Consider the following 24,959-nt stretch of genomic DNA (forward strand, 5'->3'; position numbering starts at 1 on the left):
GTTTCGGCCTCCCAGTTTTGAACAATTCTAAACTAGCTTCTAGGAACACGCTCGCCCGGCGTCAAGGCCACAGAAGATGTGGGGCCGCGGGTGAGTCGGGATCAGGAAAGTTCCGGGCGAGCGCATTCATATGCCATGTGGAGTATTTTATGCCTGAGGTCATTTTCGCCGGTCCGGCTGGTCGCCTGGAGGGACGTTATCAGCCTTCGAAGGAAAAGAGCGCCCCGATCGCCATCGTGCTGCATCCGCACCCGCAATTCGGCGGCACGATGAACAACAAAATCGTCTACGACCTCTTCTACATGTTCCAGAAGCGCGATTTCACCACGCTGCGTTTCAATTTCCGCGGCATCGGCCGCAGCCAGGGCGAGTTCGACCATGGCACCGGCGAATTGTCGGACGCGGCCGCCGCGCTCGACTGGGTGCAGTCGCTGCATCCGGATTCGAAGAGCTGCTGGGTCGCCGGCTATTCCTTCGGCGCATGGATCGGCATGCAGCTCCTGATGCGCCGGCCGGAGATCGAGGGTTTTATTTCGGTCGCGCCGCAGCCCAACACCTACGACTTCTCGTTCCTGGCGCCCTGTCCGTCGTCCGGCCTCATCATCCATGGCGATGCCGATAAGGTGGCGCCGCCGAAGGATGTGCAGGGCCTGGTCGACAAGCTGCACACGCAAAAGGGCATCACCATCACGCAGAAGACGATCCCAGGCGCCAACCATTTCTTCGCCAACGATTCCGAACTGCTGATCCAGGAGTGCGCCGACTATCTCGACCGTCGCCTGGCGGGCGAGCTGGCCGATCCGAGGCCGAAGCGGCTGCGCTAAGCGCGGAAGGCCGCCAGTCAGGGCGTCTTAAGGAATCTGGGTTTGATCGACTCCGGCCTCGACCGTATCGGCTGTCGAAGCCCTGCCTCTTGGCGCGCGGGACGGTACCAACCGGAACGTCCGCTTGCGCACCGGCAGCTTCGAACCGGCCTGGCCGAAGATGAAGCCGAGCCGGGCAAACACCAGCCCCGATAGCACCGCGAACGCCAGTCCGAGCCCGAAGCCCGCGACCGTGTCGCTGGGATAGTGCGCGCCGACGAAGATGCGTGTCGAAGCGATGCAGGCCGTGACCGCCAGCGCGATATACCAGCGCCGCGGGAACAACAGCAGCAGGATGCCGAAAACGGCGCCCATCGTCGTGGCATGGCCGGACGGGAAACCGGCAAAGCGCGCGTCCATGGCGAAAGGATGCAGCGACAGGACGCCAAAGCTGTCGAAATAAAGCGGCCGGGCGCGGCCGATTCCGTATTTCAGCACGTTGACCGCAAGACCGGACAGGCCGACGGCACATAGCACCAGGAACGCGAAACACGTCCAGTTGTAGACGATCATCCGGCCATGCCGGGGCAGGCCGCGCCAATCCGTCAGATTGGCGGCAACAAGGCAGAGCGCCGCTGGAATGAGATACCAGCCGCCGAGGCCGAATTGCGTGAAGAAATCGGTGAAGCGCGCAAATCCGGAGGACCATTCGCCGCGCATCTCGCCCGCGCTGATATCGAGGCGCAGGAAAGTCGCAACAGTGAGCAATATCCAGGCTATGAGCCAGACGCTCCACAGAATTCTCGGATAGCGCGCCGGCCGCACGGCAAAGCGTCGCTTCACGATCGACATCGTGTCGCGGAAATTGCCGAGCGAGCGGCGGTAGAGGGCAAGGGGCGGCGCGTCGGACATGGCTGAGCGCTTATAGGGACATTCGATGCCCGACGCTATTCATCACGGCGCCACCCGGTAAAGCCCGAGCGACAGCTTGTCTCCCGACGAATAGTTGATGCCGTCAATTTCGGTCAGCCGCTTCGCCGACTTGCCCTTGGCGGTCAGCACATCGGCAAGCTTCTGCTCGTCCTTGATCGGCGCCAGCCCAAGCGCGCAGGACGGATCGTTGAGCAGATGCCGCGCCACCCCCTCGACATCGGTGAGCACGGTCTTGGTGCCGACCAGGAAGACCAGGCTCGGCTCCTGGAATTTCGCCGAGGCGAGTACCGTGGTGTCGCACAGCCGGTTGGCGTCGACGGCGGTCTTGACGGCGGGGCTGAGCCAGATCGGTCTCAGCGACGGCGCAATGACGCCGAACAGCAGGCTGAAGGTGATGCCGGCGCCGACGGCGATAGCGGCGATGCGCGGAAGCGGCACCTGCAGCTGCCTGGGGAAAGCAAGATAGCCGGTGACCAGAGCGGCGATCGCCGCCGGCATGCTCCACCAGGAGAAGGTCTTGGCGAGGTAAAGCGGCGCGCCGACGCAGACCACGGCAAGGCCGATCGCCACCACGGCAAGGCCGAAAGCCGTCGCCCACCACAGCCATGTTTGCCAGCGCTTCAGCGGCGCGTTGGCCTTGTCCGCCGGCAAGGTGAGCAGCCAGCCGACCAGAAGCGCCATGCCCGGATAGGCCGGCATGACATAATGCGGCAGCTTGGTCGGGATCGCCTCGAAGACCAGCCAGAACGGGATGTACCAGGCCAGGCAGAAGCGCAGGCGCGGATCGTCCCAAAACCGGTTGATGGCCTGGAGCCCGGCGCCGACCGCGATCAGCCCGAAGGGCCACATGAACAGCGAATAAGTCAGCATGTAGAAGCCGGGCGGCAGGCCGTGCGATTCCTCGCCCTGCGCCACCTTGTTCAGCATGTCCTTGCCGACCGCTTCCTGGAAGAAGGCCCCGCCGCTCTTCCAGGTGATGAGGATCAGCCACGGCAGCACGATCGCCAGCACGATCAGGACGCCGCGCACCAGCTTCATCTTGAGGAGCCAGCGCCAGTCGCGGTCGAAGGCAAAGAGGGCAGCGGCGGTCAGCAGCGACAAAAGCGGCGAAACCGGGCCCTTGATGAGTATGCCGAAGCCTTGCGCGATCCAGAAGATCCACGGCAGATGCCCGGGAACCGGATCGTTGCGCTTGGCTGCCCAATACACCTGCGCCAGCGCGCCTTGCGCTATCACGCAGCAGGCGAGAAGCATGGCATCGGTCTTGGCGTCGCGCCCCTCGAAGGCGGTGGCGAAGATCGCCGCCATCATCAGGCCGGCGGCCAGCCCGGCACTGGCGCCGAAGAGTTTCGTCCCGGTCCAGCCGATGCCGACGACAGCGAGCGCGATGCCCAGCATCGAGACCAGGCGATAGACCCAGATCGGCGCCGCAGCCCCCTCGCCGCTCAACGCCACGGCGGCCGACTGCAGCCAGTAGATGCCGATCGGCTTCTTGTAGCGCGTGACATCCTGCAGGCGGATATCGACATAGTCGCCGGTCTCGACCATCTGCTTGGTCGACTGGACGAAACGGGATTCATCGCGGTCGACCGGCGGCAGGCTTGCCAGCCCGCTGACGGTCATGACGATGCTGAACAGAAAGAGGATGAGGGTGTTCCTGTTCATCGCGGGAGCTTTTCCGATCTGAAACTGCGGGATGGCCCCGTCGCGGTGCATGGCGCCGTGTCTTTGCGCGGCGCCTCATTACGCCAGCAAAAAGGGCGAAGCAAGGACGCGCCGCGCCGTATGCGATTCCAAGCAAAACCGGAAACCACTTTTGCTGATCGCGTGTTTGTTGGTTGAAGCGCGATCGGACGCAAAACCGGAAACCACTTTTGCTGATCGCGCTTGGATGCTAAACGCGCGCCTTCATATCAAGCATGGCCAAGCGCCCGGCGACCTCCAGGAAGAAAAAATGTCCGCCTTCAAATCCGATTTCCTGCGCATCATGAGCGAGCGCGGCTTCATCCATCAGATTTCGGATGAATCCGCCCTCGACCAGCTCTTCGCCAAGGAAACGGTGAGCGCCTATATCGGCTTCGACGCCACCGCCAAAAGCCTGCACGCAGGATCGCTGATCCAGATCATGATGCTGCATTGGCTGCAGCAGACCGGCCATCGGCCGATCGCGCTGATGGGCGGCGGCACCTCGATGATCGGCGACCCGTCCTTCAAGGACGAGGCGCGCAAGCTGCTCACCCCGCAGGACATCGACGACAATCTCGTCGGCATCCGCCGCAATTTCGCGCCTTACCTGAAATTCGGCAGCGGCCCGGGCGACGCGGTCATGGTCAACAACGCCGACTGGCTGATGCAGATCAACTACGTCAATTTCCTGCGCGATGTCGGCCGGCATTTCTCTGTCAACCGCATGCTTGCCTTCGATAGCGTGAAGCTGAGGCTCGACCGCGAGCAGTCGCTGTCCTTCCTCGAATTCAACTACATGATCCTGCAGGCCTACGACTTCGTCGAGCTCTACAAACGCGTCGGATGCCGGCTGCAGATGGGCGGTTCGGACCAGTGGGGCAATATCGTCAACGGCATCGATCTCGGCCACCGCATGGAGGGCGTGCAGCTCTTCGCCATGACCACGCCGCTGCTCACCACCTCCTCCGGCGCCAAGATGGGCAAGTCCGCCTCGGGCGCGGTCTGGCTCGATGGCGACATGCTCTCGCCTTACGAATTCTGGCAGTACTGGCGCAACACCGAGGACGCCGATGTCGGGCGCTTCCTGAAGCTCTACACGACCCTGCCGCTCGACGAGGTGGCGCGCCTTGAAAAGCTCGGCGGCTCGGAGATCAACGAGGCGAAGAAGATCCTCGCCACCGAGATCACCGCCATGCTGCACGGCCGCGATGCGGCCGAGACCGCAAGCGAGACGGCGCGCAAGACTTTCGAGGAAGGCGCGCTCGCAGACACTCTGCCCAGCATCGAAGTAGCCAAATCGGACCTCGAAGCCGGCATCGGCATCCTGGCGCTGTTCGTAAGCGCTGGTCTGGCCGGCTCGAACGGCGAAGCGCGTCGGCATGTCCAAGGCGGCGCCGTACGCGTCAACGACCAGCCGCTGACCGACGACCGTCGCGTCGTCACGCTTCAGGATCTCGGCCCGGAAGGCCTCGTGAAGCTTTCGCTCGGCAAGAAGAAGCACGTGCTGGTGCGGCCGAACTGATCGGCCGAACCTTACTGCGCAGTTTGGGACGGTTGCTGCCTGTACTCGAAGATCGAGCGGAATATGCCCGGCGCCACCACCGATAGCGGATTGATGTTGAGCGTCGGCTTGTTGGCATTGCCGCGCAGCCGGTAGGTGACGCCGATCAGTCCGCGGTCGCGTCCGTTGCCCAGCAACGGCCCGAACAGCGGCAGTTCGCCGAAGATGCGGTTGAGGCCATAGACCGGCATGAAGGTGCCGGTCATGTCCATGTTGTTGTTTGGATCGTAAAGCGTGCCCTGGAAGGTCGTACCGATGCGCGGGCCGCGCAGCAGGCCGTTCGCCAGTTTCAGATAGCCGGAGCCCTTGTCGATCTCGGCAAAGCCACGCTCGAACTGCACCCTGGACGTGTCGATGTTGCTTTTGACGGCTTGGTTCAGGCTGCGTGTATCGCCAGCCGGCGTCGTCGACACGATCGAGGCCAGCTTGGGCTCGTTGACGACATAGAAGTTGCGGGCATCCACCTGTCCCTTCATCGGCCCGTCGCCGGCGCCCGAGAGCGACAGCGTGATCGCGCCGCCTTCCATATGCTCGTAGACATTGAGGAAACGCAGGATCGCGCCGGCATCGGCAGACTTCACCCTGAGCACGCGGCCGCCTTCGCTGGTGGTGTTGTTGATCGTGATCGCGGCGCCCGAGCTTGCCGCGGCGGTGACGTTTAGCCCATTCACCCGCGATCCGGCGGCGCTGTATTCGAGCTTGAGATTGGAAAGCACCTCGTCATGAAAACCGGTCAGCGATGCCACATCGGCGCTCACCGAGATCGCGTCGCTGCCGGCGCCCTTCGTGGCTGTATCGACATCCGAGGTGAACTGCTTGATCAGCGAGCGGGCGTCGAGCGACGCGCCGCTGACATCGACAGCGTAGCTCTTGCCGGAACGCTTGACCGAAACGGCGATGTCGTCGCCTCTGTTCAACGCGACTTTGCTGAAGCGGGCCGCGGACAGCGAGCCGTTGACCAGCGTCACATTGCCGTCGATCGAGAAGCTTTTTCCGTCGAGAGCGAAATCGGTCAATGTGGTGGTGCTGCCGGACTTCGCCATGTCGAAAGCGACCTTGGCGGGAATGCCGGCGCCCTTGCTCCAGCCTGCCCACGGAATGTCGAGCCTGGCATTGGTCAGGTCCGCCGAAACCTGCTGGGCGCCCTCGCCGCTCTTGTCGATCGCCACCTTGATGGTTCCCGAAAGCAGGGCCGACAGTCCAGGCATGCTGGCGTTGCGCGTCTTGTCGTCGAGGACCAGCGTAACCTTGCGGCTTCGCGCCGGCCCGTCGTCGGCGAGCGGCTCGACGAGATCGAGCTCGGCCGGAATGCCGTTGAGCTTGGCCTCGGCGGAAATCACCGCCTGCTTTGGCCCGACGGTGATCGAGCCATCGGCCTCGGTCACGGTCTGGTCCTCGAAAGGCTTCGCCAGCGACAGGTCCCGGCAGTCGAGCGAAACCAGCCAATCGAGCTTCGAGGTGTCCATTCCCTTGGTCAGCGGAATGTCCGCCCTGACATGGCCGGTGACGGTGCCTGACAGGTCTTCCGGTGCCAGTCCGACATGGCGCATGGCATTGATCGGCTCATAGGAGGCCAGCTCGGCGATCGCCGGCGCCTCGCCCGCCACGTCGATGTCGAGCCCCCCGATGACAATCGGTCGGTTTGCATTCTTGACCGTCAGCGTGCCGCCGCTTGCCGCCACGGTGCGGCCGCTCGGCATATAGACGCTGCCCGAGGAGAGCGCGATATCGACATCGTTGCCATGGAACGCAACCGCGCCGACGGCGTCGCGGACCGGCGGGATGCGCCCGGCGGTATCGAAGCGCGATCCTTCGATCTGGAAACGGCCGAACACTTCGTCACCGGTAAGCGGCACGCCGTTGCCGAGGCGCCCCGGCGCGACCTGGAACTGCAGATTGGCGTCGGTCACCGTGCCGCCGAACAGGTTGCCTAGCACCCAGAGCCGCGCGTTGCGGGCCGAGAACCACGGCCACAATTGCTTGACATGCGAGACCGGCATGTCGTGCACGTTGAGCGACAGCGATACCCCTGGCGGGCCGTTGTCGATGAAGGCGACGGTGGCCGCGCCCAGTACCTCGCCCGGTCCGCCCGAGCGCACGCCGATCTGCTCGGCAACGAGCTTGCGGCTCTTCGGTTGGTAGACCCCGGCGATACGGGCCAGGAACTGAAGCGCCGGTTCCGGCGATTCCGAAGGCGCCAGCGTCGAGCCGTCGCTGGTGAGATCATAGCGGTAGGCGGGCTCCTCCCCCGCAGCTGCCGGCTTCGGCCCGATCGATCCGGCAAAGTTGAAGCTGGAGCGGCTGCTCCTGATCAGCAGCCGGTCGACCGAGATCTTGTTCGAACCGGCGACCAGCGTGGCATCGGCATCGACATCGGTCGGCAGCAGCCCGCGCTCGTCCAGGTCGAGCACCGAACCGTTGAGGGAGAGCGAAGCCGCGAGGCGCGACGGGTTGTCGCCCGACGCTTCCGAGCCCGAAAGCTTCAATGCGATCGAACCCAGCTTGGCGCCATCGGCCGGGGCGGCCTCGGTCGAACTGCCCTTGCCGGGGGCGCCTTCTATCTCGAGATTGGCGTCCAGCGACGAAATGCGCCTTGCCGTCGCATCGCGCGTCGCCGAGGCGGTCAAAGTCGCGTGCCGGCCATCGACATCGGCATCGTAGGAAACCTGCATGCGTCCCGCGCCTGTCTGCGCGACGGTCGCCGAGGCGATGGTCACGCGCTTGACCGGTCCGGCGTCCGGCAGCTTGAACTCGACATTGCGCAGATCGATCTGTCGCATCGAGTCCTCGCGCACGGCATCAAGCGCGCCGTTGACGCCTGAAAACACCGCCGCCGACACTTTCTCCGGGTCGACAAGGCCATCCGCGTTGCGCAGCGCCGCCGTCCAGTCGCTGCCTCCGGAGGGCATGGTCCCCACCACGATATGGGCATCGGAAAATCTGGCGCTCGTCAGCCGGACGTCGCCCGAAAGCAGCGGCAGAAGGCGCATGCCGAAACGTACGCGTCCGATATCGGCCATCGGCTTGCCGTCGGCCGTCTTCAGGCTGACATCGTTCACCTGCAGGGCGACGAAGCTCGACCCGTCGAGCGTCAGCCGAGCCGGGCCGACGGCGACGTTGACATCGATGCCGGCCAGCTTCTCGATGGCTGTCTCCGCCTCAGTCCGCAGGCGCTCCGTGCCGATGCCGGAGGCGCCGAGGACATAGACACCCGCCGCCGCCAGAAGCATGAGCGCGCAAAACCCGGCAAACACCCGGCCGAGGACGCGGAAACGCCGCCGCACGGCTGCCCGGCCGAGCGGCGGCACGCTGCACGCGGACGGAAGCCTCGCCAGGTCGGTGATCTCGTCACGCCTGAACCTGATCTTCTCGTGCTGCGGTTCTTCCTGATCCAAGCAATATTCCGTTGTGACGAACTCGTCGTGGACGAATCCCCGCCTCACGTTATATCGATGATTTCCCGCGCGTAACCGCAAACAAGGGCATCGATATGGCTGACCTCGAGGTGGGCGACGCAGCGCCGCAATTCGATCTTCCGCGTGACGGCGGCGGCTCTCTCAGCCTCGCGGCGTTCCTGGGCAAGCCAGTTGTACTTTACTTCTATCCGCAGGACGACACCACAAGTTGCACCGCCGAGGCCATCAGCTTCTCGCAGTTGAAGCCGGAGTTCGAGAAGGCCGGTGCCGTGGTGATCGGGCTGTCGCCTGATAGCGCGAAGAAACACGACAAATTCAAGGCGAAGCACGATCTCACGGTCGATCTCATCGCTGACGAGGAGCGCAAAGTGATCGAGGCCTACCGTTTGTGGGTCGAAAAGACGATGTATGGGCGCAAATATATGGGTGTCGAGCGCGCCACCTTCCTGATCGGGAAGGACGGGCGGATCGCCCGTATCTGGCGCAAGGTTCGCGTCAAGGGCCATGCCGAGGCCGTGCTGGAAGCCGTTCGCGCGCTCTGAGCGTCGCCAAAGCCCGCCAAAGCAATCGACAATTATGGTCGTTACTCGTCAGATGCCTCAGGCTTCGGCTGCCGCCGCGTCCTCCAGGATTTCGAACGATGGCTCACCTGATCGGCCAGCGCGGCAAGATGGCCACGCAAGCCGCGCGCGCCCATCATGGACGACAGCGTGACTGATTGCGTGGCAAAGCGCCGCTTGAAATCCTCGCCGCCGCAGAGAAAATCAATCGTGGCAAGGCCGCGGTCGAACGACCATTGGATATAGTCCATCATCAGTACCATACCCGGCGAGGCGCGCTCGTATTCGGGATCATAGGTGGTGACGAAAGCCATCATCGTGCCGTGCTGCTCGAAATTGATCGAGACGGCGACGATCGTGTCGTCAAGCTCCAGCACGAAGATGCGCAACAGCCCGAGATCGGCCAGCACCGAAATAAGCGCGGCGAGAACCGGCGAGCCCTTGTCGAACAGATCCGAGGCACGACCATGGCGAGCGAGCCAGAGGCGCTTCAGCGTCGCGACGCGCTCGAGCACCGGTTCGCGCGGGTCCTCCGCATCCAGCAGCCGGAAACGCAATGCACCGCTTTCTTCCATGAACTTGCGGCCGCGACGATAATTCTGCCGGCCCTTCTTGGACAACGTCTCGAACCATTCCGCGCCACCCTGCCAGGAGCCAGCAACACGATAGCTAAGTTCAGTGCGGTGGTTGGGCCGAAGCGCCTTGCCATGAGCCGGTTCCAGCAGGGCATGAACACCGGCATCCGGTAGCAGTCGGTTGAGATAGATCAGGTCGAAGCCACCCTGGTCAAAAACATACTGCCAGAGGCGGAAGATCGCCCGCGGGTCGCTGTCAGGTGCAACCAGCGCGTCGCCATAGTCACTGTGATCCTTCGCCGCCCATTCGAGTACGCGGATGCCGGAACGCCTGAAGGTCGCGAGCGCTATCACGCCATCGAGCCGGTCGCCGTTCCAGGCAAGCCCAATCCTGAGCGCGCGCCGCTCCTGCTGCGGGGTGGTGCGCCACCAGGCCGCGATCCAATCCGGGTGCTGGAAGACAAGCCCGCCAGCCCGGTGCCAGAGCGCGCTCCAGGCCGGTGCGATCTCGGCAAGGCGCGCCGCCGTTGTCACGACTTCGAAGGTGCGTGTCCGCGGGATTGCGAGAACAACGGGAGCGTTCATGGCCGTGTCCCCTCCGAGGCTCGCGAGGTGCGTGACCGTGGCTTTCCGGGCCGGACGCGCCTGGCGATATGTCCCCATATCCGCCTCAGCGGCATGAGGTAAAGGCCTGCGAGCGACTGATAGTCGCGCACATCGCGATCGACCAGTCCGAACTTGAAGTCCTCGTCAGGCCTCGGCACACACAATGTTCCGAAGAGCCGGTCCCAGAACGAGAAGAGCAGCCCGAAGTTCTTGTCGTAGTGGCGCGGATCGACGCTGTGATGCAACTGATGCCAGTGAGGACACAGGATCAAATTGTTGAGCGGGCCGAACGAGATCTTGAAATGCGTGTGCCTGACGAAATCCATCATCAGGATGTTACGCATGACATAGACGTTGACGCCAAAAACGGTCAGTTCGACAAGGTTCAGCGAAATCAGCGACCAGATGCCGAAGCAGAGCCCCACGACGATGCCGTCCCAAGCTCGGTTCATCAACTCGTCGAGCGGATGGACCCGGTCCTTGGTGATCCCGACCATCACCTCGGCCGAGTGATGCACCTTGTGCAGTTCCCAAAGCAGCGGATAGCGATGCTGGGCGACATGATAGAGGTAATAGGAAATGTCGTAGGCCAGGAGCATGCTGACGGTGAAGATCAGAACCGTCACCGGCCCTGCCGGCCCCTGGGTCAGAGGCGGCTGGAAGTGGAACAGTGTCGAAAACAGCCAGTTGGTCCCGTACCCCACCACCGTGACGAAGACGATTCCGGCGGGCAGCATCAGGAAAGGCATCAGGGCCTTCTTCGTGATCCAGAACAGCAGGTCGGCCTTCGCGGAAGGATGGGTGATGACCTCACGCGGAATGGCGAACTCGAAAAACTCCTTCCAGCTCTTCTCCTCGACCGCGCGCCAATAGGCCACAAGCGCGCTGACAAAGGCAGTCAGCAGCAAAAGCCCGGTCGCCAGCAGACTGGTGCCCGAAATCTTGTCGAGGATCTTGCCAACCAGATCGCCCAGCATTCCCACCGCCACGTTGAATCCCAAATACCAACACGCCTTTACTCTAAAAACGTCAACTAAACGCAATCGAAGACAGTTAAGAAACCCGAGCCTTGCTCTGCGAGCTCCAGGCTGCTCCTGGCAGAACTTTGGTGCTCATCGCCAACGCGACATGGCGTCCGCGTCCTAAAGATTTTCGCGCAACCTCGTGCCCGCACTGCGTGCATCCGGCGCCGCGCGGTCGACACGGCAAGCCTTTGTTAACCCTAATAATGTGTAATCAGGCTTGTCGTTGGTCCGTAACGAAAGCTTGGTCCCCGTGAAACCAACCGGTCAGTCAGCTGTCTTCGGCAGGCGTAAGGAACCGCACACGGTCATCATCGCCCGGGGCGACGAGATCAGGCATTTCACCATCCGCCCCTGGGTCGCGGCCTTCATCGGCTCGGCTCTGGCGGCGATCGCCATCGGCTATCTGCTCGCGACTTCCTATCTGGTGCTGCGCGACGACCTCATCGGCGCCACGACGGCAAGGCAGGCGCGCATGCAGCAGGCCTATGAGGACCGCATCTCGGCCCTGCGTGCCCAGGTCGACCGCATCACCAGCCGCCAGCTTCTCGATCAGCAGCTGATGGAGACCAAGGTCAGCGAGCTGCTGGCCAGGCAGACCCAGCTCAGCGAGCGGCACGGACGGCTTGGGCCGATCCTCGAGCGCGCCGAGAACGAGGTCGGCGACATGCCCGCGACGGGCTCAACGGCACCCAAGCCCGACGAGCACGCCGAGGTCACCGGCAGCCTTTCGCAGGCGCCGACCTATTCCGTCGCATCCTTGGACGCCGGCGATACAAGGTCCTTCTCGCTCTGGTCGACACGGTCCGATCCGCTTGACGGCGAAACGGCGGCCGATCGCGCCGACAAGCTGTTCGTCTCGATCAATGCCTCGTTGAAGGCCATCGAGGGCCAGCAGCTTTCGCGCATCGCCACGCTTGCCGACAATGCCTACAAGAATGCCGATGCCATAGCGCAGGCACTGGAAGCGGCCGGCCTGCCGGTCGACGGCGAACTGAACAAGAGCGATGTCGGCGGCCCGCTGGTTCCGCTTGATCCCTCCACGGGTTTCGACAGCAAGGTCAAGGAGTTGGACGAGGCGCTCGATGCGCTCGACCAGGTCAAGAAAGAGGCGCGCAAGCTGCCGCTCGCCAATCCCGCCCCGGGTCGCGCGGTGACCAGCCCCTTCGGCGTGCGCACCGATCCGATCCTGGGCAGCGCCGCCCTGCATACGGGAATGGATTTCAGGGCGCCGATCGGCATGCCGGCCAAGGTCACCGCCGCCGGCGTCGTCACAAGAGCCGGCTGGGCCGGCGGCTACGGCCGCATGGTCGAGGTCGACCACGGCAACGGCTTTGCCACACGCTACGGACATCTGAGCGAGATCGATGTGAGTGTCGGCCAAAAGCTCGCCGCCGGCGACGTCATCGGCAAGACCGGCAGCAGCGGCCGCTCGACGGGTCCGCACCTGCACTATGAAGTGCGCCACGATGGCGAAGCGGTCGACCCGCTGCGCTTCCTCACCGTTGGCAAGAAGGTCGCGCAGTACCTTTGACCGGCTGATCCAAACCGGCGCCGTGCCCGATCTCGATCATCCGATCGACAATCCCGGCATCGATATCGGCCGCGGCTCGCGCCGGCCAGTCAGGCTTTGACATGGATATCCCGCGGGAATCTCGTCAGCGTCTCGTTGCCGGCATCGGTCACCAGAATGGTTTCGCTGATCTCGATGCCCCAGCCGTCCATCCACATGCCCAGGATGGAATGAACGACATTGCCGGGCTGGAGCACCGTCTTGTCGCCCGGTCTCAGGCTGATCGTATGCTCGCCCCAATCCGGCGGATAGGCGACGCCGATGGAATAGCCGATACGCGATTCCTTCTTCAGCCCGTGGCGCTCTATGACCTTGCGCCATGCAGCTTCGACCGCCTCAGCGGTCGTTCCCGGACGTGCGGTTTCGAGCACCGCATCCATGCCCTCGATCACCGCCTTTGCCGTGTCTGCGACGCGGGTCGGCATCCTGCCGAGCTGCATGGTCCTGGCGAGCCCGGCGGCGTAGCGGCGGCAGACGCCGGCAAGCTCGAGCGCGATCGTTTCGTCCTTCCCGAACCGCCTGTCGCTCCACATGATGTGCGGTGCGGACGCGTTTTCGCCGCCGAGGATCGTCGGCGGCAGCGCCGTGATGTCGCCAGCGAAATCCTGGCTGCCGGCGATCTGCGCCGCCTGGATGGAAGCAATCGCGTCGCATTCACGCACGCCCGGCGCGATAACTTCGAATGCTCGCGCGACGGCTGCTTCGGCCAGCATCGAGGCCTTGCGCAGATAGGCGATTTCCGGCGCCGACTTCACCGCGCGGATCCAGTTCACGAGCAGATCGGCATCGTGCCATTTTGCATTGGGCAGCCCGGCGATGAGCCGTGCATGGGCCTTCGGCGAGAAATAATAGGCTTCGAGCTCGATGCCGATGTTGCGGCTTCCCCATCCCTTGGCGACAATCCAGGCCGCGATCCAGTCCATGGGATGACGATCGGCGCGCTGAACATGGTCCTCCGGGAAGCCGACGACGTTTTCCGGCTTCATCCAGGCCGTCAGCAAGCCGCCCGCCGCATCCATGGCGCGGCCGATCCAGACCGGCTCGGCATCCTCGATGGGAACAAGCACGACCTGCGGCGTGTAGAACGACCAGCCGTCATAACCGGTGATGTAGTGCTGGTTGGCGACGTCGTTGACGATCAGGAGCTCGATGCCGCCCTTTGCCATCTCGGCGCGGATTCTTGCGAGCCGCTGCTGGTACTCTTCGCGGGCAAAAGGCAGTTCAATCATCTTTTCTCCTAATCGGGATCGATCTGGGCGGGACGAAGCCCTGTCGTCCAACATTGCGGTGGTTTTGACCGGCGACAATCGGCCAGGACGATGCATGGGCAGGGCCTAGCAGAACGGGGAGCGATTGACTCGAAGCAAGTTGTAGGATGATATGTATCACCCGATATCCAGACATGAACCTTCATGACCGTTCATCGCCTCTCGCCGGAAATCCTCAGCGCCATGGAAGGTGCCGTCGGCCGAAACGGCATTGCCGTCGAGCCGGCTGGAATGGCGAAATATCTGGGCGACTGGGCGGGCGACTATCAGGGTGACGCTCTTGCCGTGCTGCGACCTGGTTCGGTAGCCGAGGTGCAGGCGCTGATGCGCCTGTGCAATGAGCTCGGACTCGGCGTCGTTCCACAGGGCGGCAACACCGGCCTGGTCTCAGGCGCGATCGACAGCAAAGGCGGCGGCCTGGTTGTCTTAAGCCTGGAGCGGCTGAACGCCATCCGGCAGATCGATGCGGATAATTTCACGCTGCGTGCTGATGCAGGCTGCGTGCTGCAGACGATCAAGGACGCCTGCGAGGCGCGGGATTGCCTTTTCCCGCTCGCGCTCGGTGCGCAAGGCAGCTGCCAGATCGGCGGCAATGCGGCCACCAACGCCGGCGGCGTCAACGTGCTGCGCTACGGCATGGCGCGCGACCTGATCCTGGGCCTCGAAGTGGTGCTGGCGGATGGCGAGCTGTGGAACGGCTTCTCCGGTCTGCGCAAGAACAACAGCGGCTATGATTTGAAGCAGCTTTTCATCGGCTCGGAAGGCACACTGGGCATCATCACCGGTGTCGAGGTCAAGCTGTTTCCGAAGCCGGCCAAGACAGAGACCGCCTATCTCGGCCTGGCCTCGTTCGAAGCGGCCGTCACGCTCTTCAACCGGGCACGCCGCGACTGTTCGGACCTGATCTCCGCTTTCGAGATCATCGGCGCCGAATGCATCGAGCTTGCCCGGCTGGTTGACCCCACAACGAGAGCGCCGGTCCCGGCACCCGTCCAGGTGCTGATCGAATTGTCGTCCAGCGCCGCCATCGATCTCAACGGCCTGCTGGCCGGGTTCCTCGGCGATGCGGTGGAGAGCGGCCTGGTGACCGACGCGGTTCTCGCCGCGAGCACCGCGCAGGCCAGGAGATTTTGGGCGATCCGCGAAGGCCTGGTCGAAGGCCAGGCCAAGCGCGGCTATCATGTGCGCACCGACCTGTCGGTGAAGATTTCCGACATCCCGGCCCTGATCAAGCAGGCCCGCCGCTTCGTCACAAACGATCATCCCGGCTGGCTTCCCCTCGCCTACGGCCACGCCGGCGACGGCAACATCCATTTCAACGTGCTGCCGCCGGCCGAACTTGCCGAGCACGAGGCTCGTGCGCGTGGTGCCGAGGTCATCGCCGGGCTCTATGAAATCGCCGCCGGCCTCGGCGGCTCGATCAGCGCGGAGCACGGCATCGGCCGCAGCCGCCGCAAGGAGTTCTGGGCCGGACTATCGCCGACGCATCGCCGCATGGTCGCGGCGCTGAAGAATGCCCTCGACCCCAAGGGCCTGATGAATCCCGGCTGTCTGTTGCCCGCGACGGAGACTTTTCCATGAAGCAGAGACTGGCCGCCATCGGCACCGTCGAGACATTGCCGCATCGGGTCGCGGCCTTCCTCAGCCGCGAGATCGAGTCCGGCGAATTGAACCCCGGCGCGCGCCTGCCGACCGAGCAGGAACTGTCCGAAAAATTCGGCGTCAGCCGCAACGTGGTGCGTGAGGCGATCGCCCAGCTCAGGGCCGACGGTATGATCGAGGCGCGGCAAGGCATCGGCGCTTTCGTGCTGGCGCCCGAGCAGCGAGCGGCGATCCGCATCGACCGCGAGGCGCTCAAGGACACGCACAACATGGAGCGGCTGTTCGAGCTGCGCTGCATCCTCGAGGCCGAATCGGCAGCGCTTGCCGCGGCGCGGCGCAATCAGGGCCATCTCGATTCGATCAAGGCTGCGCTCGACCGCATGGGCGGCGAGGAGCGTTGGGAAGAAGGCAGCATCGACGCCGATCTGCTCTTCCACCGTGAGATCGCGCGCGCCACCGGCAACAGCTACATCCACACCTTCATCTCGTTCGTCTGCGAGCAGATCCGCCACTCGATCCACTACGCGCGCATGACCAATCCGTTGCACGATCTCGTCGAGATCAATGTCGGCGAGCATGTGCGTATCTATGAGGCTCTGGTGGCGGGCGATCCGGCGGCGGCGGAAGCGGCGATGCGGGCGCACATCGTCGGCGCCGCCAACCGCGTCGGCGTCAAGCTGCCGCTCTCGAAAGCCAACGGAGCGAAATAGCCATGCCGGCGAGCGTCACCCGCATCTCCGATGTCTGCCTGCTGGTCGAAAACATCGAAAGGACGGTCGAGTTCTACGTTGAAAAGCTCGGCTTCCGCCTGCGCCGCCGCGCCGAAGGCTTTGCCGATTTCCATGGCGAGGGCGTGACGCTCGCCGCTTGGGAGCTCGACCACATCAACCGGCATACGGGCGTGTCCAACCTGAGATCGCCGCGCCATGCGCACAAGGTCTGCGTCGCCGTGCAGCTCGACACGCCGGCCGATATCGACCGGCTGCATGGCGAACTCAGCGCCAAGGGCGTGCCCTTCTACGGCCCGCCCGAAAACTACGTCTGGAACGCGCGCTGCGCCTATTTCACGGACCCGGACGACACGCTTTGGGAGCTTTACGCCTGGCTCGACGGCGGCCCTGGCGACTACCACGACGAACAGCCGTAGACGACGCCGAGCCGAAGGGAACGGCGCCTGGAGAAGAGACGAGAAAAGTCTGCAACAGGAGCGAAAAATGAGTGGGAACAGGGACTTCGAATTGAATCGCCGCGCTTTCGTGAAAGGCGGCATGGCTGCCGTGGCGGCCATATCTGCCGGCATGCAGCTGGTGCTGACGCCCGGCGCCAAGGCCGCCGGCAAGGTCGTCATCCAGTATGACTGGCTGATGTCCAACGGCCAGATCGGCGACATCGCGGCCGTCGCCAATGGCTACTTCAAGGACGCCGGGCTCGAGGTCGAGTTCAGCCCCGGCGGTCCGAATGCGTCGACCGTGCCGCCGGTGATCTCGGGCGCCGCGCAGCTTGGCCAGTTCTCGGAAACGCCGCAGCTCTATTCGGCCCGCGCCAGCGGCGTGCCGATCAAGATCATCGCCTGCGGCTTCCGCACCGGTCCTTATGCATTGACGTCCAAGCCCGCAAAACCGATCCGCGGCGTGGCCGATCTCAAGGGCAAGAAGATCGGCATCCAGCCGACGGCGCGCTTCGTCATCGACGAGATCCTGGCCAAGAACGGCATCGATCCGTCGGAGGTGACCATCGTCAATGTCGGCTTCGACAAGGCGCCGCTGGTTCGCGGCGATGTCGACGCGATCGGCGGCTGGATTACCAACACGCAGGCGCTCAGCGTCGTCGGCGACGACCGCATCGACCTCTTGACGCGTGACCTCGGGCTGAGCTCCTACGCCGATGTCTATTTCGCGACCGACGCGGCAATCGAAAAGGATCCTGAGACGCTGGCGAAGTTCATCGGCGCCGTCGGCAAAGGCTGGGGCTGGGTCCACGCCAATCCGCAGGAAGCGGTCAAGAAGATGGTCGCCGCTTATCCCGAAATGGATCTCGGCTGGGAGGAAAAGACAGTCAACCTGGTGCTGAAACTCTCCTTCGACGGCGCAACCGCCAAGGATGGCTGGGGGACGTTCGATCCGGCCTCGATCGAGGAGCAATTGGCGCTGCTCGACAAGGTTGGCCAATATCCGAACGGCCGCCCGGCGGCCGCCGATGTCTACACCACCAAGATACTCGAACTCTCGGCCGCCGACCGGCCCAAGCTCGACGCGCCCGCCGCGTGATGCCGGACGCGATCGAAGCGCGACAGCTGGATGTCGGCTATGGCGGCCGGCAGACAGCCGTCAAAGTGCTCGCCGGCCTCGACCTCACCGTCGCGGCCGGTTCCTTCCTGTCGATCCTGGGGCCGTCGGGCTGCGGCAAGTCGACCTTGCTCAGAGTGGTGGCCGACCTGCTCGACCCGCTTGGCGGCTCGATCAGCGTGCTGGGCGAAACGCCGCATACGGTGCGCTCGCGCCGCGATGTCGGCTTCGTGTTCCAGGATTCGACCCTCCTTCCCTGGCGCACGGTGCGCGACAATGTGCGCCTGCCGCTCGGCGTCGGTCAGGGCAGCCTGACGCGCAAGACCGAGGACCGCAGCACGGAACTGCTGGAATTGATGGGGCTCGGCGGCCTCAGTGAGCGCCTCCCGCATCAGCTCTCCGGCGGCCAGCGCCAGCGCGTGGCGATCGCGCGTGCCTTGCTCAGCGAGCCCAAATTGCTTTTGATGGACGAACCCTTCGGCGCGCTCGACGAGATCACGCGCGACCGGTTGAATGACGAACTGCTGGCGCTTTGGCGGCGCAGCGGCACGACTATCCTTTTTGTCACGCATTCGATCGCCGAAGCCGCCTATCTCGGCGAGCGCGTCATCGTGCTGGCCGCCAATCCTGGGCGCGTGGTCAAGGACCTCGACATGCGGCCCTTCAAGCAGGAGGGCAACCGCTGCAAGCGCGAGGATCCGGCGATCGTCGCCGCCATGGCCGACCTGCGCGTCGCGCTGGAGCGCGCATCGTGAGACAGGCGCCGCTCTCCCCGCAAATGACGGTCGCGCTTCCCATCCTGGGCGCGGCTTCGATCCTGCTTGCCTGGCAATATCTTTTGCCGTTGCTCGGCGTGCCGGCCTATATCGTGCCGACGCCGACAGCGATCTTCGGCGTGTTCCAAAAGAATTTTGCGCTCCTCATCGACAATCTGAGGCCGACGCTGATCGAGGCGCTGGCCGGCTTCGTCATCGGCAATTTCGCCGCCGTGCTGCTCGCCGTGCTCTTCGTCCACAGCCGCGTCCTGCAAGCCGCCTATTTCCCGATCGTGCTCTTCTTCAACACCATTCCGATCCTGGCGCTGTCGCCGATCATCATCCTGATCTTCGGACTCGGCATGACGCCGAAGATCGTGATTGCCGCGGTAATCTGCTTCTTCCCGACGCTGGTGAACATGATCCGCGGCCTCGATTCGGCGAGCGACAACGAGCACGAGCTGTTCCGCGTGCTGTCAGCGACACACTCGGAGATTTTCTGGAGCCTGCGTCTGCCCCGTGCCCTGCCGATGCTGTTCTCTTCGCTGAGGATCGCGTCGGCCACCGCCGTGATCGGCGCCATCGTCGGCGAGTGGATCGGCTCGGACAAAGGGCTCGGCGCGCTGATCATCCAGGCGACCTTCAACTATCAGTCCGATCGGCTTTATGCGGCGATCGTGCTGTCCTCGTCGCTGTCGATCGCGTTGTTTTGCCTCGTCGTCCTGATCGAGCGGCGAATCATCAAATATTGAGCAAGACGGCGGCCCCCGCGCCGTGTGCTCACGCATCGAGATAGGAACATCCTCCCGAGCAGGCATTCATCGCGCATTTATTCGGCCTGCGGTAGGATGCCGGCGTGCAACCAAACCGGGAGACAATTCGTGTCAAAAGCTTTTCACGTCTCGATCCGAACGATGCTGGCCTTCATATGTCTGGCCGGGCTGGTCGCCGTGGCGTCCGCCCTTTTCCCCGCCTCCGCCTCGGCGCAGCAACTGCGGCGATGCGCGAATGAGGGCGGCATATGCCGCTTGCCCTACCCCACCCAAGTGATCTACGGCGCCCGAGGCCGAACCACCGCACGGTTTTTCGACCGTCGGGCTGTGCCCTGCTCGAATCGCCTTTTTGGCGACCCTGCCCCCGGCCGCGAAAAGGCCTGTTATTTCGTGGCGCGTGGCGGCGGCTATGGCGATGACGACGACTACGGGGACGACGATTACGGCTCACGCCCCTACCGTGGCGAATGGGTCGCCTGCGCCAGGGAGGGTGAGTTCTGCGATTTCAGCGGCCGCGCGATGGTCAGATACGGCGCACGCGGCCAGTACACGCAGGATGTTTTCAGGAACGGCGTCAGATGCGGCAACGACGCCTTTGGCGATGACCCCGCTCCTGGCGCTCACAAGCGCTGCTACGTCAGGCAGTAGCCGTGCCTGAACCCGGCGCGCAATAAGGTGGCGGCCCCAGCAAGGGCCGTCGCCGCATTCTGCTTCAGCTTGTCCGGCAGGCTGGTGGGCGATGACGGGCTCGAACCGCCGACATCTTCGGTGTAAACGAAGCGCTCTACCAACTGAGCTAATCGCCCGCTTGAGCGCGGACCTTTAAGCAGTTAGGGCCGCATTCGCAAGGCTAAATGAACAGACGGCGCACCCGTCGGGGCGCGGATTTCCCCAGCTTCGGCGCCGCTGTCAAAAAACCTTCTCCTGATTGCTGTAATGCTTGAATGCCGCGCTTGACACCCGCAGGCGAACCCCTTATCCACCGCCCCAACGACGAACACGCCTGACACGTGCTCGTCAAGTGCGCGGGTGTAGCTCAGTCGGTTAGAGTGCCGGCCTGTCACGCCGGAGGTCGCGGGTTCGAGCCCCGTCACTCGCGCCATTTAACTTCCTGACACAGGTATATTTTCTGAAGTGGCTCTCCTGACACTTGGGGGAAGCGTCGGACCGTGTCGGCGCATCTTGCAGCAGCCGAATGAGAGTGCTTCGCCGTCACTCCTTGGTCTTTATATCAGCATCTGCTAAAATTTATTTTCCCAGGTGCCGTAATGCGAGCCAACGTTCCGCGCTTTCCCGGCAGTGATGTCGACCCGAGGCGTGATTGCACGCGGGCCAACGCTGGAACTACCGATTGATTCTGCTCGCAGATGGAGGGCCTACAACACAGGGAGGACACGATGGTCAGGCCAAGCAAGCGGGTGATAGCGGCTTTGTGGGTTCTTTGGCTTTTAAACCTGCCCGCCCAGGCAAGCAGCCTGGGCGATCTTGTCAAACATGGCGATCTCTCGGGGGTGGCTTCTGCCTTGGATAAAGGCGCTGCTGTCAACGAAGTTGACGGTGTTACGGCGCTCTATATCGCCTGCGAGGGCGGGAATGTGGAAATAGCAAAACTTCTGATAGATCGTGGGGCGGACGTTAACATGCCCGTCAGCTGGCAAAGAACGCCACTCTACGCGGCCAACAAGGGTGGCTATTCTGACGTCGTGAAGCTGCTGCTCGATAATGGCGCCGATCCAAATCAGGTGGCGAAATCGCAAACCCCGCTGCACGTGGCTGCCGAGAAAGGCTGTCTTCATTGCGTGATCCATCTTGTGGATGCTGGAGCAGACGTCAACGCGCTGACGTCGAATGGAAACCCACCCATACATTTGGCCAAGCTTAGCGGTCACGAAGACGTCGTGGCTTACTTGCGCGGTCACGGCGCGGGACAACCGGCCATCGCGCCTATTTCGGCGCGACTTGCATCGGCAAACGCCGAATCGGGCAAAGGGATTTTTGCCGAAACATGCGCTGTCTGTCATCTTTCAGCGCCGGATCGCAAGATTGCCAAACGCGTCAATCTGTGGGGCGTGGTAGGGAGACCGAAAGCAGCACAAAGCGACGTCCCGTATTCGTCGGCTCTGAAGGAAGCTGGCGGCACATGGACCTTTGAAGATCTCAATTCCTTCATCTCAAACCCGGCTTTCGCTTTGCCTGGAACAGACATGATTTTCCCGGGCCTGCCAGACGAGAACCAGCGAGCAAACCTGATCGCTTACCTACGGACCTTGAGCGACAGGCCGTTGCCGCTTCCCGAGAATTGATTGCTCCTGCGAATATGCGGCGCGACTGCGCTTCGGGGAGGCCCGCGCCCATCTGGCTGAAGAAGACCGGCCGATTGTCGTGGTCGCAGAGCTGGTCGGTATCCAACGTTGGCAAATTTCAGGCGTCAATTCGAAGCGTTGAAGGGGCCTCCGCGCGAATGCCGCAGCAGGTTTGCCGTCTGAGATCCTTGATCCCGGAACCATTCCAATCTTGTCCCGTTCAGCCAACGGGCGAAAAGACGGGAGAGATAAGATGGCTGTGAGATGTCGGATTTCCATCGACGATGAGAGGGATGTCGACGAGCTCGCCTTCCAGGAATTGCCGCGGGTTGGCGAAAGCGTGTCGATACCGGTCGAAGGGTCGAGCAGGGACCTTCGTGTGCTTCGTGTCGTGCACATGCCCGGCAGCGAGCAAGGCGCAACGACGATGCTGGAGCTGACCAGCAGGATTCTTTAGCGCTGCCCCCTCGGAATCACTCGCCCAGCACAACCCCGGAAGCGACAATCTGGGCCGTCCGTTCGGTGAGCTTCTGGCGCTTTACCAGCGTGGGCTTTTCGTAAGGCTTTTTCATCCTACCGTTCCAAATCGGCGCGCAGACAGGACGATGAACGCGCTCGCCTCAGTTGCGTTCCGCAATAAGGGGCCGCTAAAAAGCCGCAAAAAATGGAAGGCGGGAGGTCTCAGGCCCTGGCGAGCAGCGCCTCGACCTCCTGCGATGTCGGCATGGAAGGCGCGGTGCCGGGGCGGGTCACCGAGATGCCGGCGACCGCGCAGGCAAATCGCACGGCCTCCAGCGGCTCGACGCCTTTTGCCAGGGCGGCCGCGAGACCGCCGTTGAACGCGTCACCCGCTCCCGTCGTCTCGATCACCGGACCGGCATTGACCGCGTCGACATGCTCCGAACGGTTCTTGGTGTGGAGCAAAGCGCCCTCCTCGCCGAGCGTCACGATGACTGCGCCGACACCCTTGGCCAGCAGCGCGTCGGCGGCGCGGCGGGCGTCGTCGATCGAGGAAACCTTGATGCCGGTCAGCCCTTCGGCCTCCGTCTCGTTGGGTGTGACATAGTCGCAGAGCGCGTAGACGCGGTCGGGCAGGCTGGCGGCGGGGGCGGGGTTGAGGATGGTCGTCACCCCTGCCCCGCGCGCGATCTCGAGCGCCTTCAATGCTGCGCCGATCGGCTGTTCAAGCTGGGTAACGAAGACGCCGGCGGACCGGATCAGGTCGGCATGCGCCTCGATGTCGGCGGGCGAGATCAGCATCGCCGCGCCCGGGCTGACGATGATGGCGTTGTTGCCGCTGCCTTCCTCGACAAAGATGTAGGCCGCGCCCGTATAGCTGTCCGGCGTGTCGATGACGGCGCTTTTCACACCTGCGTCCTTCCAGGTCTGCTTCGCCATGTCGGCAAAGGCATCGACTCCGAGCCTGGTCAGGAAGGTGATGTCGGCGCCGAGCTTGCCTGCCGCCACTGCCTGGTTCGAGCCCTTGCCGCCCGGGCCGAGCTTGAAGGAATTGCCGAGGATCGTTTCGCCCAGGCGCGGCTGGCGGTCGGCGCGATAGGCGGTGTCGGCGACGAACACGCCCAGGATCACAACAGGCTTCATGACGACGGGCTCGCCTGTGGCCATGTCCTTACTCCGCATCCGGCGGCACGACGCCCTTACGGAAGGCAAAGCAGCCATAGAAGCGGCGCTCGCCGGTCTGGATCACGCAATAGGCTTTCTTGGAACGCTCGTAGAAGGCGTAGCGCTCGATCGAGATCATCGGCCAGGGCTTGCCCTCGGCGGCGTCGATCTCCTTCTGCACCTCCCTCTGCACCGGCGGGATTTCGTTTGGTTTGCCGACGATCTCCATGCGCGCTGCCGCATCGTCGACGAAAGTATCCAGCGGATAGAGCGAGAGCACCGCCTTCACCACCTCCGCCGCCGTCGCGTCGATACGCAACAGCTTGCCGAGCACCGTCTGCCTGGCCACGGAATCGGACGGGAAATTGGTGTCGGCGATGATCAGGTCGTCGCCATGGCCCATCGCCCGCAGCGCCTGGAGCACATCGGCATTGAGCAGCGGGTTGATCCCTTTGAGCATGGTTTCCTCTTGAAGGGTTGTGTGCGGTTAGAGACGCTTGCCGGTTGCGGCGTCGAAGAGGTGGACCTGGTCGAGACGCGGCTTGAGCTTGAGCGTGTCACCGGGCTTGAAGTCGTGTCGCTCGCGGAATAGCGCCACCATCTCGCCCTCGCCGAACCGTACGAACACCAGCGTCTCCGAGCCTGTCGGTTCGACCACCGAAATCGTGGATGCTACGCCGTCGGGATGGATTTCCAGGTGCTCGGGGCGCACGCCATAAATGACGGCCTGGCCGTCCGCCGCGGCGATATTGGTCGGCATCGGAAACGCCGAGCCTGCAATGTCGACCACGGGCTTCCCGCCCTTTTTAACGGTGCCCTTGAGCAGGTTCATCGCCGGCGAGCCGATGAAGCCGGCGACGAACAGATTGGCCGGCCGGTCGAACAGCTCCAGCGGCGCGCCGACCTGCTCGATGCGGCCGTCGCGCATCACCACGATCTTGTCGGCCATGGTCATGGCCTCGATCTGGTCGTGGGTGACGTAGATGGTTGTGGTCTTCAGCCGCTGGTGCAGCTCCTTGATCTCGGTGCGCATCTGCACGCGCAGCTTGGCGTCGAGGTTGGAAAGCGGCTCGTCGAACAGGAACACCTGCGGGTTGCGCACGATGGCGCGGCCCATGGCGACGCGCTGGCGCTGGCCGCCCGAAAGCTGGCGCGGGTAGCGCTTGAGATAAGGCGCGAGGTCGAGGATGTCGGCGGCACGCTTCACCCGTTCGGCGACGACGGCCGGATCGGTGCCGCGCAGCTTCAGCGCAAACGCCATGTTCTGCTCCACCGTCTTGTGCGGGTAAAGCGCGTAGTTCTGAAACACCATGGCGATGTCGCGCTTCGCCGGCGGCAGGTTGTTGACGACGCGGTCGCCGATCGAGATCGTGCCGCCGGAAACGGTCTCCAGCCCGGCCACCATCCTCAAGAGCGTGGACTTGCCGCACCCCGACGGACCGACCAGCACGACGAACTGTCCGTCGGCGATGTCGACACTGACCTCATGCAGGACCTTGACGGTTCCGAACGCCTTGGCCACACTGCTGATCGCGACTTGAGCCATCGTCTCCCCTTTATCGTTTGCGGTGAAGCTAGCCATTGCGAACGGCAACGGCAAGTCGGTATCTTATAG

At 63.5% G+C, this 24,959-nt stretch carries 23 protein-coding genes and 2 tRNA genes; 14 read left to right on the top strand and 11 right to left on the bottom strand.

Translation table 11 applies throughout. The features are described 5' to 3' along the window. The first annotated feature begins 149 nt into the window (after positions 1–149). Positions 150–824 carry an alpha/beta hydrolase gene (locus tag FJ423_RS06485; RefSeq protein ID WP_095765174.1) on the top strand — a complete coding sequence of 225 codons (675 nt, stop codon included), beginning with the start codon at positions 150–152 and terminating at the stop codon, positions 822–824. Positions 825–851: 27 nt separating this feature from the next. Here the strand turns inward: FJ423_RS06485 and FJ423_RS06490 are convergent, their stop codons facing one another. Then, positions 852–1,715 carry a phosphatase PAP2 family protein gene (locus FJ423_RS06490; protein WP_140840213.1) on the bottom strand — a complete coding sequence of 288 codons (864 nt, stop codon included), beginning with the start codon at positions 1,713–1,715 and terminating at the stop codon, positions 852–854. A 42-nt stretch (positions 1,716–1,757) separates the two neighbouring features. After that, positions 1,758–3,401, bottom strand: coding sequence for a glycosyltransferase family 39 protein (locus FJ423_RS06495; protein ID WP_140840214.1), 1,644 nt, complete (start codon positions 3,399–3,401; stop codon positions 1,758–1,760). A 289-nt stretch (positions 3,402–3,690) separates the two neighbouring features. On the opposite strand from FJ423_RS06495, the gene tyrS reads away from it, so the two are divergent. After that, positions 3,691–4,944, top strand: a complete 1,254-nt coding sequence (gene tyrS, locus FJ423_RS06500; protein WP_140840215.1) for a tyrosine--tRNA ligase — start codon at positions 3,691–3,693, stop codon at positions 4,942–4,944. Positions 4,945–4,955: 11 nt separating this feature from the next. On the opposite strand, the gene FJ423_RS06505 is transcribed toward tyrS, so the two are convergent. After that, positions 4,956–8,378, bottom strand: coding sequence for a DUF3971 domain-containing protein (locus FJ423_RS06505; RefSeq protein WP_140840216.1), 3,423 nt, complete (start codon positions 8,376–8,378; stop codon positions 4,956–4,958). Between the two features lie 95 nt (positions 8,379–8,473). Here FJ423_RS06505 and FJ423_RS06510 point away from each other — a divergent pair, with 95 nt between their 5' ends. Beyond that, the gene (locus FJ423_RS06510) at positions 8,474–8,941 is read left to right on the top strand and encodes a peroxiredoxin (protein ID WP_140840217.1); all 468 of its coding nucleotides are present in this window, start codon (positions 8,474–8,476) and stop codon (positions 8,939–8,941) included. A 41-nt stretch (positions 8,942–8,982) separates the two neighbouring features. On the opposite strand, the gene FJ423_RS06515 is transcribed toward FJ423_RS06510, so the two are convergent. Together FJ423_RS06515 and FJ423_RS06520 are read right to left on the bottom strand one after the other, a co-directional pair. Beyond that, the gene (locus FJ423_RS06515) at positions 8,983–10,119 is read right to left on the bottom strand and encodes a GNAT family N-acetyltransferase (RefSeq protein WP_140840218.1); all 1,137 of its coding nucleotides are present in this window, start codon (positions 10,117–10,119) and stop codon (positions 8,983–8,985) included. Continuing rightward, a complete protein-coding gene (locus FJ423_RS06520; RefSeq protein WP_140840219.1) occupies positions 10,116–11,117 on the bottom strand; it encodes a sterol desaturase family protein in 1,002 nt (333 codons plus the stop codon). Before FJ423_RS06520 ends, FJ423_RS06515 begins: the two co-directional genes overlap by 4 nt. Positions 11,118–11,415: 298 nt before the next feature. Here FJ423_RS06520 and FJ423_RS06525 point away from each other — a divergent pair, with 298 nt between their 5' ends. Further along, positions 11,416–12,696, top strand: coding sequence for a M23 family metallopeptidase (locus tag FJ423_RS06525; protein WP_140840221.1), 1,281 nt, complete (start codon positions 11,416–11,418; stop codon positions 12,694–12,696). A gap of 89 nt (positions 12,697–12,785) precedes the next feature. Here FJ423_RS06525 and FJ423_RS06530 read toward each other — a convergent pair whose 3' ends face one another. Further along, positions 12,786–13,964 (bottom strand): M24 family metallopeptidase, encoded by a 1,179-nt coding sequence (locus tag FJ423_RS06530; protein ID WP_140840223.1) that lies wholly within the window; start codon positions 13,962–13,964, stop codon positions 12,786–12,788. A 183-nt stretch (positions 13,965–14,147) separates the two neighbouring features. Here FJ423_RS06530 and FJ423_RS06535 point away from each other — a divergent pair, with 183 nt between their 5' ends. From FJ423_RS06535 to FJ423_RS06565, 7 genes are all read left to right on the top strand, one after another. Further along, the gene (locus FJ423_RS06535; RefSeq protein ID WP_246680099.1) at positions 14,148–15,584 is read left to right on the top strand and encodes an FAD-binding oxidoreductase; all 1,437 of its coding nucleotides are present in this window, start codon (positions 14,148–14,150) and stop codon (positions 15,582–15,584) included. After that, a complete protein-coding gene (locus tag FJ423_RS06540; protein ID WP_140840225.1) occupies positions 15,581–16,315 on the top strand; it encodes a FadR/GntR family transcriptional regulator in 735 nt (244 codons plus the stop codon). Before FJ423_RS06535 ends, FJ423_RS06540 begins: the two co-directional genes overlap by 4 nt. Before the next feature lie 2 nt (positions 16,316–16,317). Continuing rightward, on the top strand, positions 16,318–16,752 hold the full coding sequence (locus FJ423_RS06545; protein ID WP_181174733.1) for a VOC family protein: 435 nt from the start codon (positions 16,318–16,320) through the stop codon (positions 16,750–16,752). A gap of 67 nt (positions 16,753–16,819) precedes the next feature. Then, positions 16,820–17,872 carry an ABC transporter substrate-binding protein gene (locus FJ423_RS06550; protein WP_181174734.1) on the top strand — a complete coding sequence of 351 codons (1,053 nt, stop codon included), beginning with the start codon at positions 16,820–16,822 and terminating at the stop codon, positions 17,870–17,872. Further along, complete coding sequence (locus FJ423_RS06555; protein WP_140840229.1) at positions 17,872–18,645, top strand: ABC transporter ATP-binding protein; 774 nt, start codon at positions 17,872–17,874, stop codon at positions 18,643–18,645. Before FJ423_RS06550 ends, FJ423_RS06555 begins: the two co-directional genes overlap by 1 nt. Next, the gene (locus FJ423_RS06560; RefSeq protein WP_140840231.1) at positions 18,642–19,397 is read left to right on the top strand and encodes an ABC transporter permease; all 756 of its coding nucleotides are present in this window, start codon (positions 18,642–18,644) and stop codon (positions 19,395–19,397) included. Before FJ423_RS06555 ends, FJ423_RS06560 begins: the two co-directional genes overlap by 4 nt. A gap of 129 nt (positions 19,398–19,526) precedes the next feature. Beyond that, positions 19,527–20,066, top strand: coding sequence for a hypothetical protein (locus FJ423_RS06565; protein ID WP_140840233.1), 540 nt, complete (start codon positions 19,527–19,529; stop codon positions 20,064–20,066). An 82-nt stretch (positions 20,067–20,148) separates the two neighbouring features. Here the strand turns inward: FJ423_RS06565 and FJ423_RS06570 are convergent. Then, positions 20,149–20,224 (bottom strand) — tRNA-Val (locus FJ423_RS06570). 219 nt (positions 20,225–20,443) lie between these two features. On the opposite strand from FJ423_RS06570, the gene FJ423_RS06575 reads away from it, so the two are divergent. The 3 genes from FJ423_RS06575 to FJ423_RS06585 all read left to right on the top strand — a co-directional run bounded on the left by FJ423_RS06575 (position 20,444) and on the right by FJ423_RS06585 (position 22,178). Next, positions 20,444–20,520, top strand: a tRNA-Asp gene (locus FJ423_RS06575). Positions 20,521–20,815: 295 nt separating this feature from the next. Beyond that, a complete protein-coding gene (locus FJ423_RS06580; protein ID WP_181174735.1) occupies positions 20,816–21,721 on the top strand; it encodes an ankyrin repeat domain-containing protein in 906 nt (301 codons plus the stop codon). A gap of 253 nt (positions 21,722–21,974) precedes the next feature. Then, the gene (locus FJ423_RS06585) at positions 21,975–22,178 is read left to right on the top strand and encodes a hypothetical protein (RefSeq protein ID WP_042644456.1); all 204 of its coding nucleotides are present in this window, start codon (positions 21,975–21,977) and stop codon (positions 22,176–22,178) included. Between the two features lie 16 nt (positions 22,179–22,194). On the opposite strand, the gene FJ423_RS33870 is transcribed toward FJ423_RS06585, so the two are convergent. The 4 genes from FJ423_RS33870 to ugpC form a co-directional block, all read right to left on the bottom strand. Next, complete coding sequence (locus FJ423_RS33870; RefSeq protein WP_208648418.1) at positions 22,195–22,293, bottom strand: putative RiPP precursor; 99 nt, start codon at positions 22,291–22,293, stop codon at positions 22,195–22,197. A 109-nt stretch (positions 22,294–22,402) separates the two neighbouring features. Continuing rightward, positions 22,403–23,347, bottom strand: a complete 945-nt coding sequence (gene rbsK, locus FJ423_RS06590) for a ribokinase (RefSeq protein WP_140840237.1) — start codon at positions 23,345–23,347, stop codon at positions 22,403–22,405. Positions 23,348–23,351: 4 nt separating this feature from the next. Then, entirely contained in the window at positions 23,352–23,804 is a 453-nt protein-coding gene (locus FJ423_RS06595) for an RbsD/FucU family protein (protein ID WP_140627511.1), read from the bottom strand. A gap of 27 nt (positions 23,805–23,831) precedes the next feature. Next, a complete protein-coding gene (ugpC, locus tag FJ423_RS06600; RefSeq protein ID WP_140840238.1) occupies positions 23,832–24,890 on the bottom strand; it encodes a sn-glycerol-3-phosphate ABC transporter ATP-binding protein UgpC in 1,059 nt (352 codons plus the stop codon). Between the last annotated feature and the right edge of the window lie 69 nt (positions 24,891–24,959).

This window comes from Mesorhizobium sp. B2-8-9, assembly GCF_006439475.1.
GTDB lineage: Bacteria > Pseudomonadota > Alphaproteobacteria > Rhizobiales > Rhizobiaceae > Mesorhizobium.

What these genes read in the sequence shown, in the direction of transcription:
- FJ423_RS06485 (WP_095765174.1), top strand. Translation starts at nt 150, where the DNA reads ATGCCTGAGGTCATTTTCGCCGGTCCGGCTGGTCGCCTGGAGGGACGT.
- FJ423_RS06490 (WP_140840213.1), bottom strand. Translation starts at nt 1,715, where the DNA reads ATGTCCGACGCGCCGCCCCTTGCCCTCTACCGCCGCTCGCTCGGCAAT.
- FJ423_RS06495 (WP_140840214.1), bottom strand. Translation starts at nt 3,401, where the DNA reads ATGAACAGGAACACCCTCATCCTCTTTCTGTTCAGCATCGTCATGACC.
- tyrS (WP_140840215.1), top strand. Translation starts at nt 3,691, where the DNA reads ATGTCCGCCTTCAAATCCGATTTCCTGCGCATCATGAGCGAGCGCGGC.
- FJ423_RS06510 (WP_140840217.1), top strand. Translation starts at nt 8,474, where the DNA reads ATGGCTGACCTCGAGGTGGGCGACGCAGCGCCGCAATTCGATCTTCCG.
- FJ423_RS06515 (WP_140840218.1), bottom strand. Translation starts at nt 10,119, where the DNA reads ATGAACGCTCCCGTTGTTCTCGCAATCCCGCGGACACGCACCTTCGAA.
- FJ423_RS06520 (WP_140840219.1), bottom strand. Translation starts at nt 11,117, where the DNA reads ATGCTGGGCGATCTGGTTGGCAAGATCCTCGACAAGATTTCGGGCACC.
- FJ423_RS06530 (WP_140840223.1), bottom strand. Translation starts at nt 13,964, where the DNA reads ATGATTGAACTGCCTTTTGCCCGCGAAGAGTACCAGCAGCGGCTCGCA.
- FJ423_RS06535 (WP_246680099.1), top strand. Translation starts at nt 14,148, where the DNA reads ATGACCGTTCATCGCCTCTCGCCGGAAATCCTCAGCGCCATGGAAGGT.
- FJ423_RS06540 (WP_140840225.1), top strand. Translation starts at nt 15,581, where the DNA reads ATGAAGCAGAGACTGGCCGCCATCGGCACCGTCGAGACATTGCCGCAT.
- FJ423_RS06545 (WP_181174733.1), top strand. Translation starts at nt 16,318, where the DNA reads ATGCCGGCGAGCGTCACCCGCATCTCCGATGTCTGCCTGCTGGTCGAA.
- FJ423_RS06550 (WP_181174734.1), top strand. Translation starts at nt 16,820, where the DNA reads ATGAGTGGGAACAGGGACTTCGAATTGAATCGCCGCGCTTTCGTGAAA.
- FJ423_RS06555 (WP_140840229.1), top strand. Translation starts at nt 17,872, where the DNA reads ATGCCGGACGCGATCGAAGCGCGACAGCTGGATGTCGGCTATGGCGGC.
- FJ423_RS06580 (WP_181174735.1), top strand. Translation starts at nt 20,816, where the DNA reads ATGGTCAGGCCAAGCAAGCGGGTGATAGCGGCTTTGTGGGTTCTTTGG.
- FJ423_RS06585 (WP_042644456.1), top strand. Translation starts at nt 21,975, where the DNA reads ATGGCTGTGAGATGTCGGATTTCCATCGACGATGAGAGGGATGTCGAC.
- FJ423_RS33870 (WP_208648418.1), bottom strand. Translation starts at nt 22,293, where the DNA reads ATGAAAAAGCCTTACGAAAAGCCCACGCTGGTAAAGCGCCAGAAGCTC.
- rbsK (WP_140840237.1), bottom strand. Translation starts at nt 23,347, where the DNA reads ATGGCCACAGGCGAGCCCGTCGTCATGAAGCCTGTTGTGATCCTGGGC.
- FJ423_RS06595 (WP_140627511.1), bottom strand. Translation starts at nt 23,804, where the DNA reads ATGCTCAAAGGGATCAACCCGCTGCTCAATGCCGATGTGCTCCAGGCG.
- ugpC (WP_140840238.1), bottom strand. Translation starts at nt 24,890, where the DNA reads ATGGCTCAAGTCGCGATCAGCAGTGTGGCCAAGGCGTTCGGAACCGTC.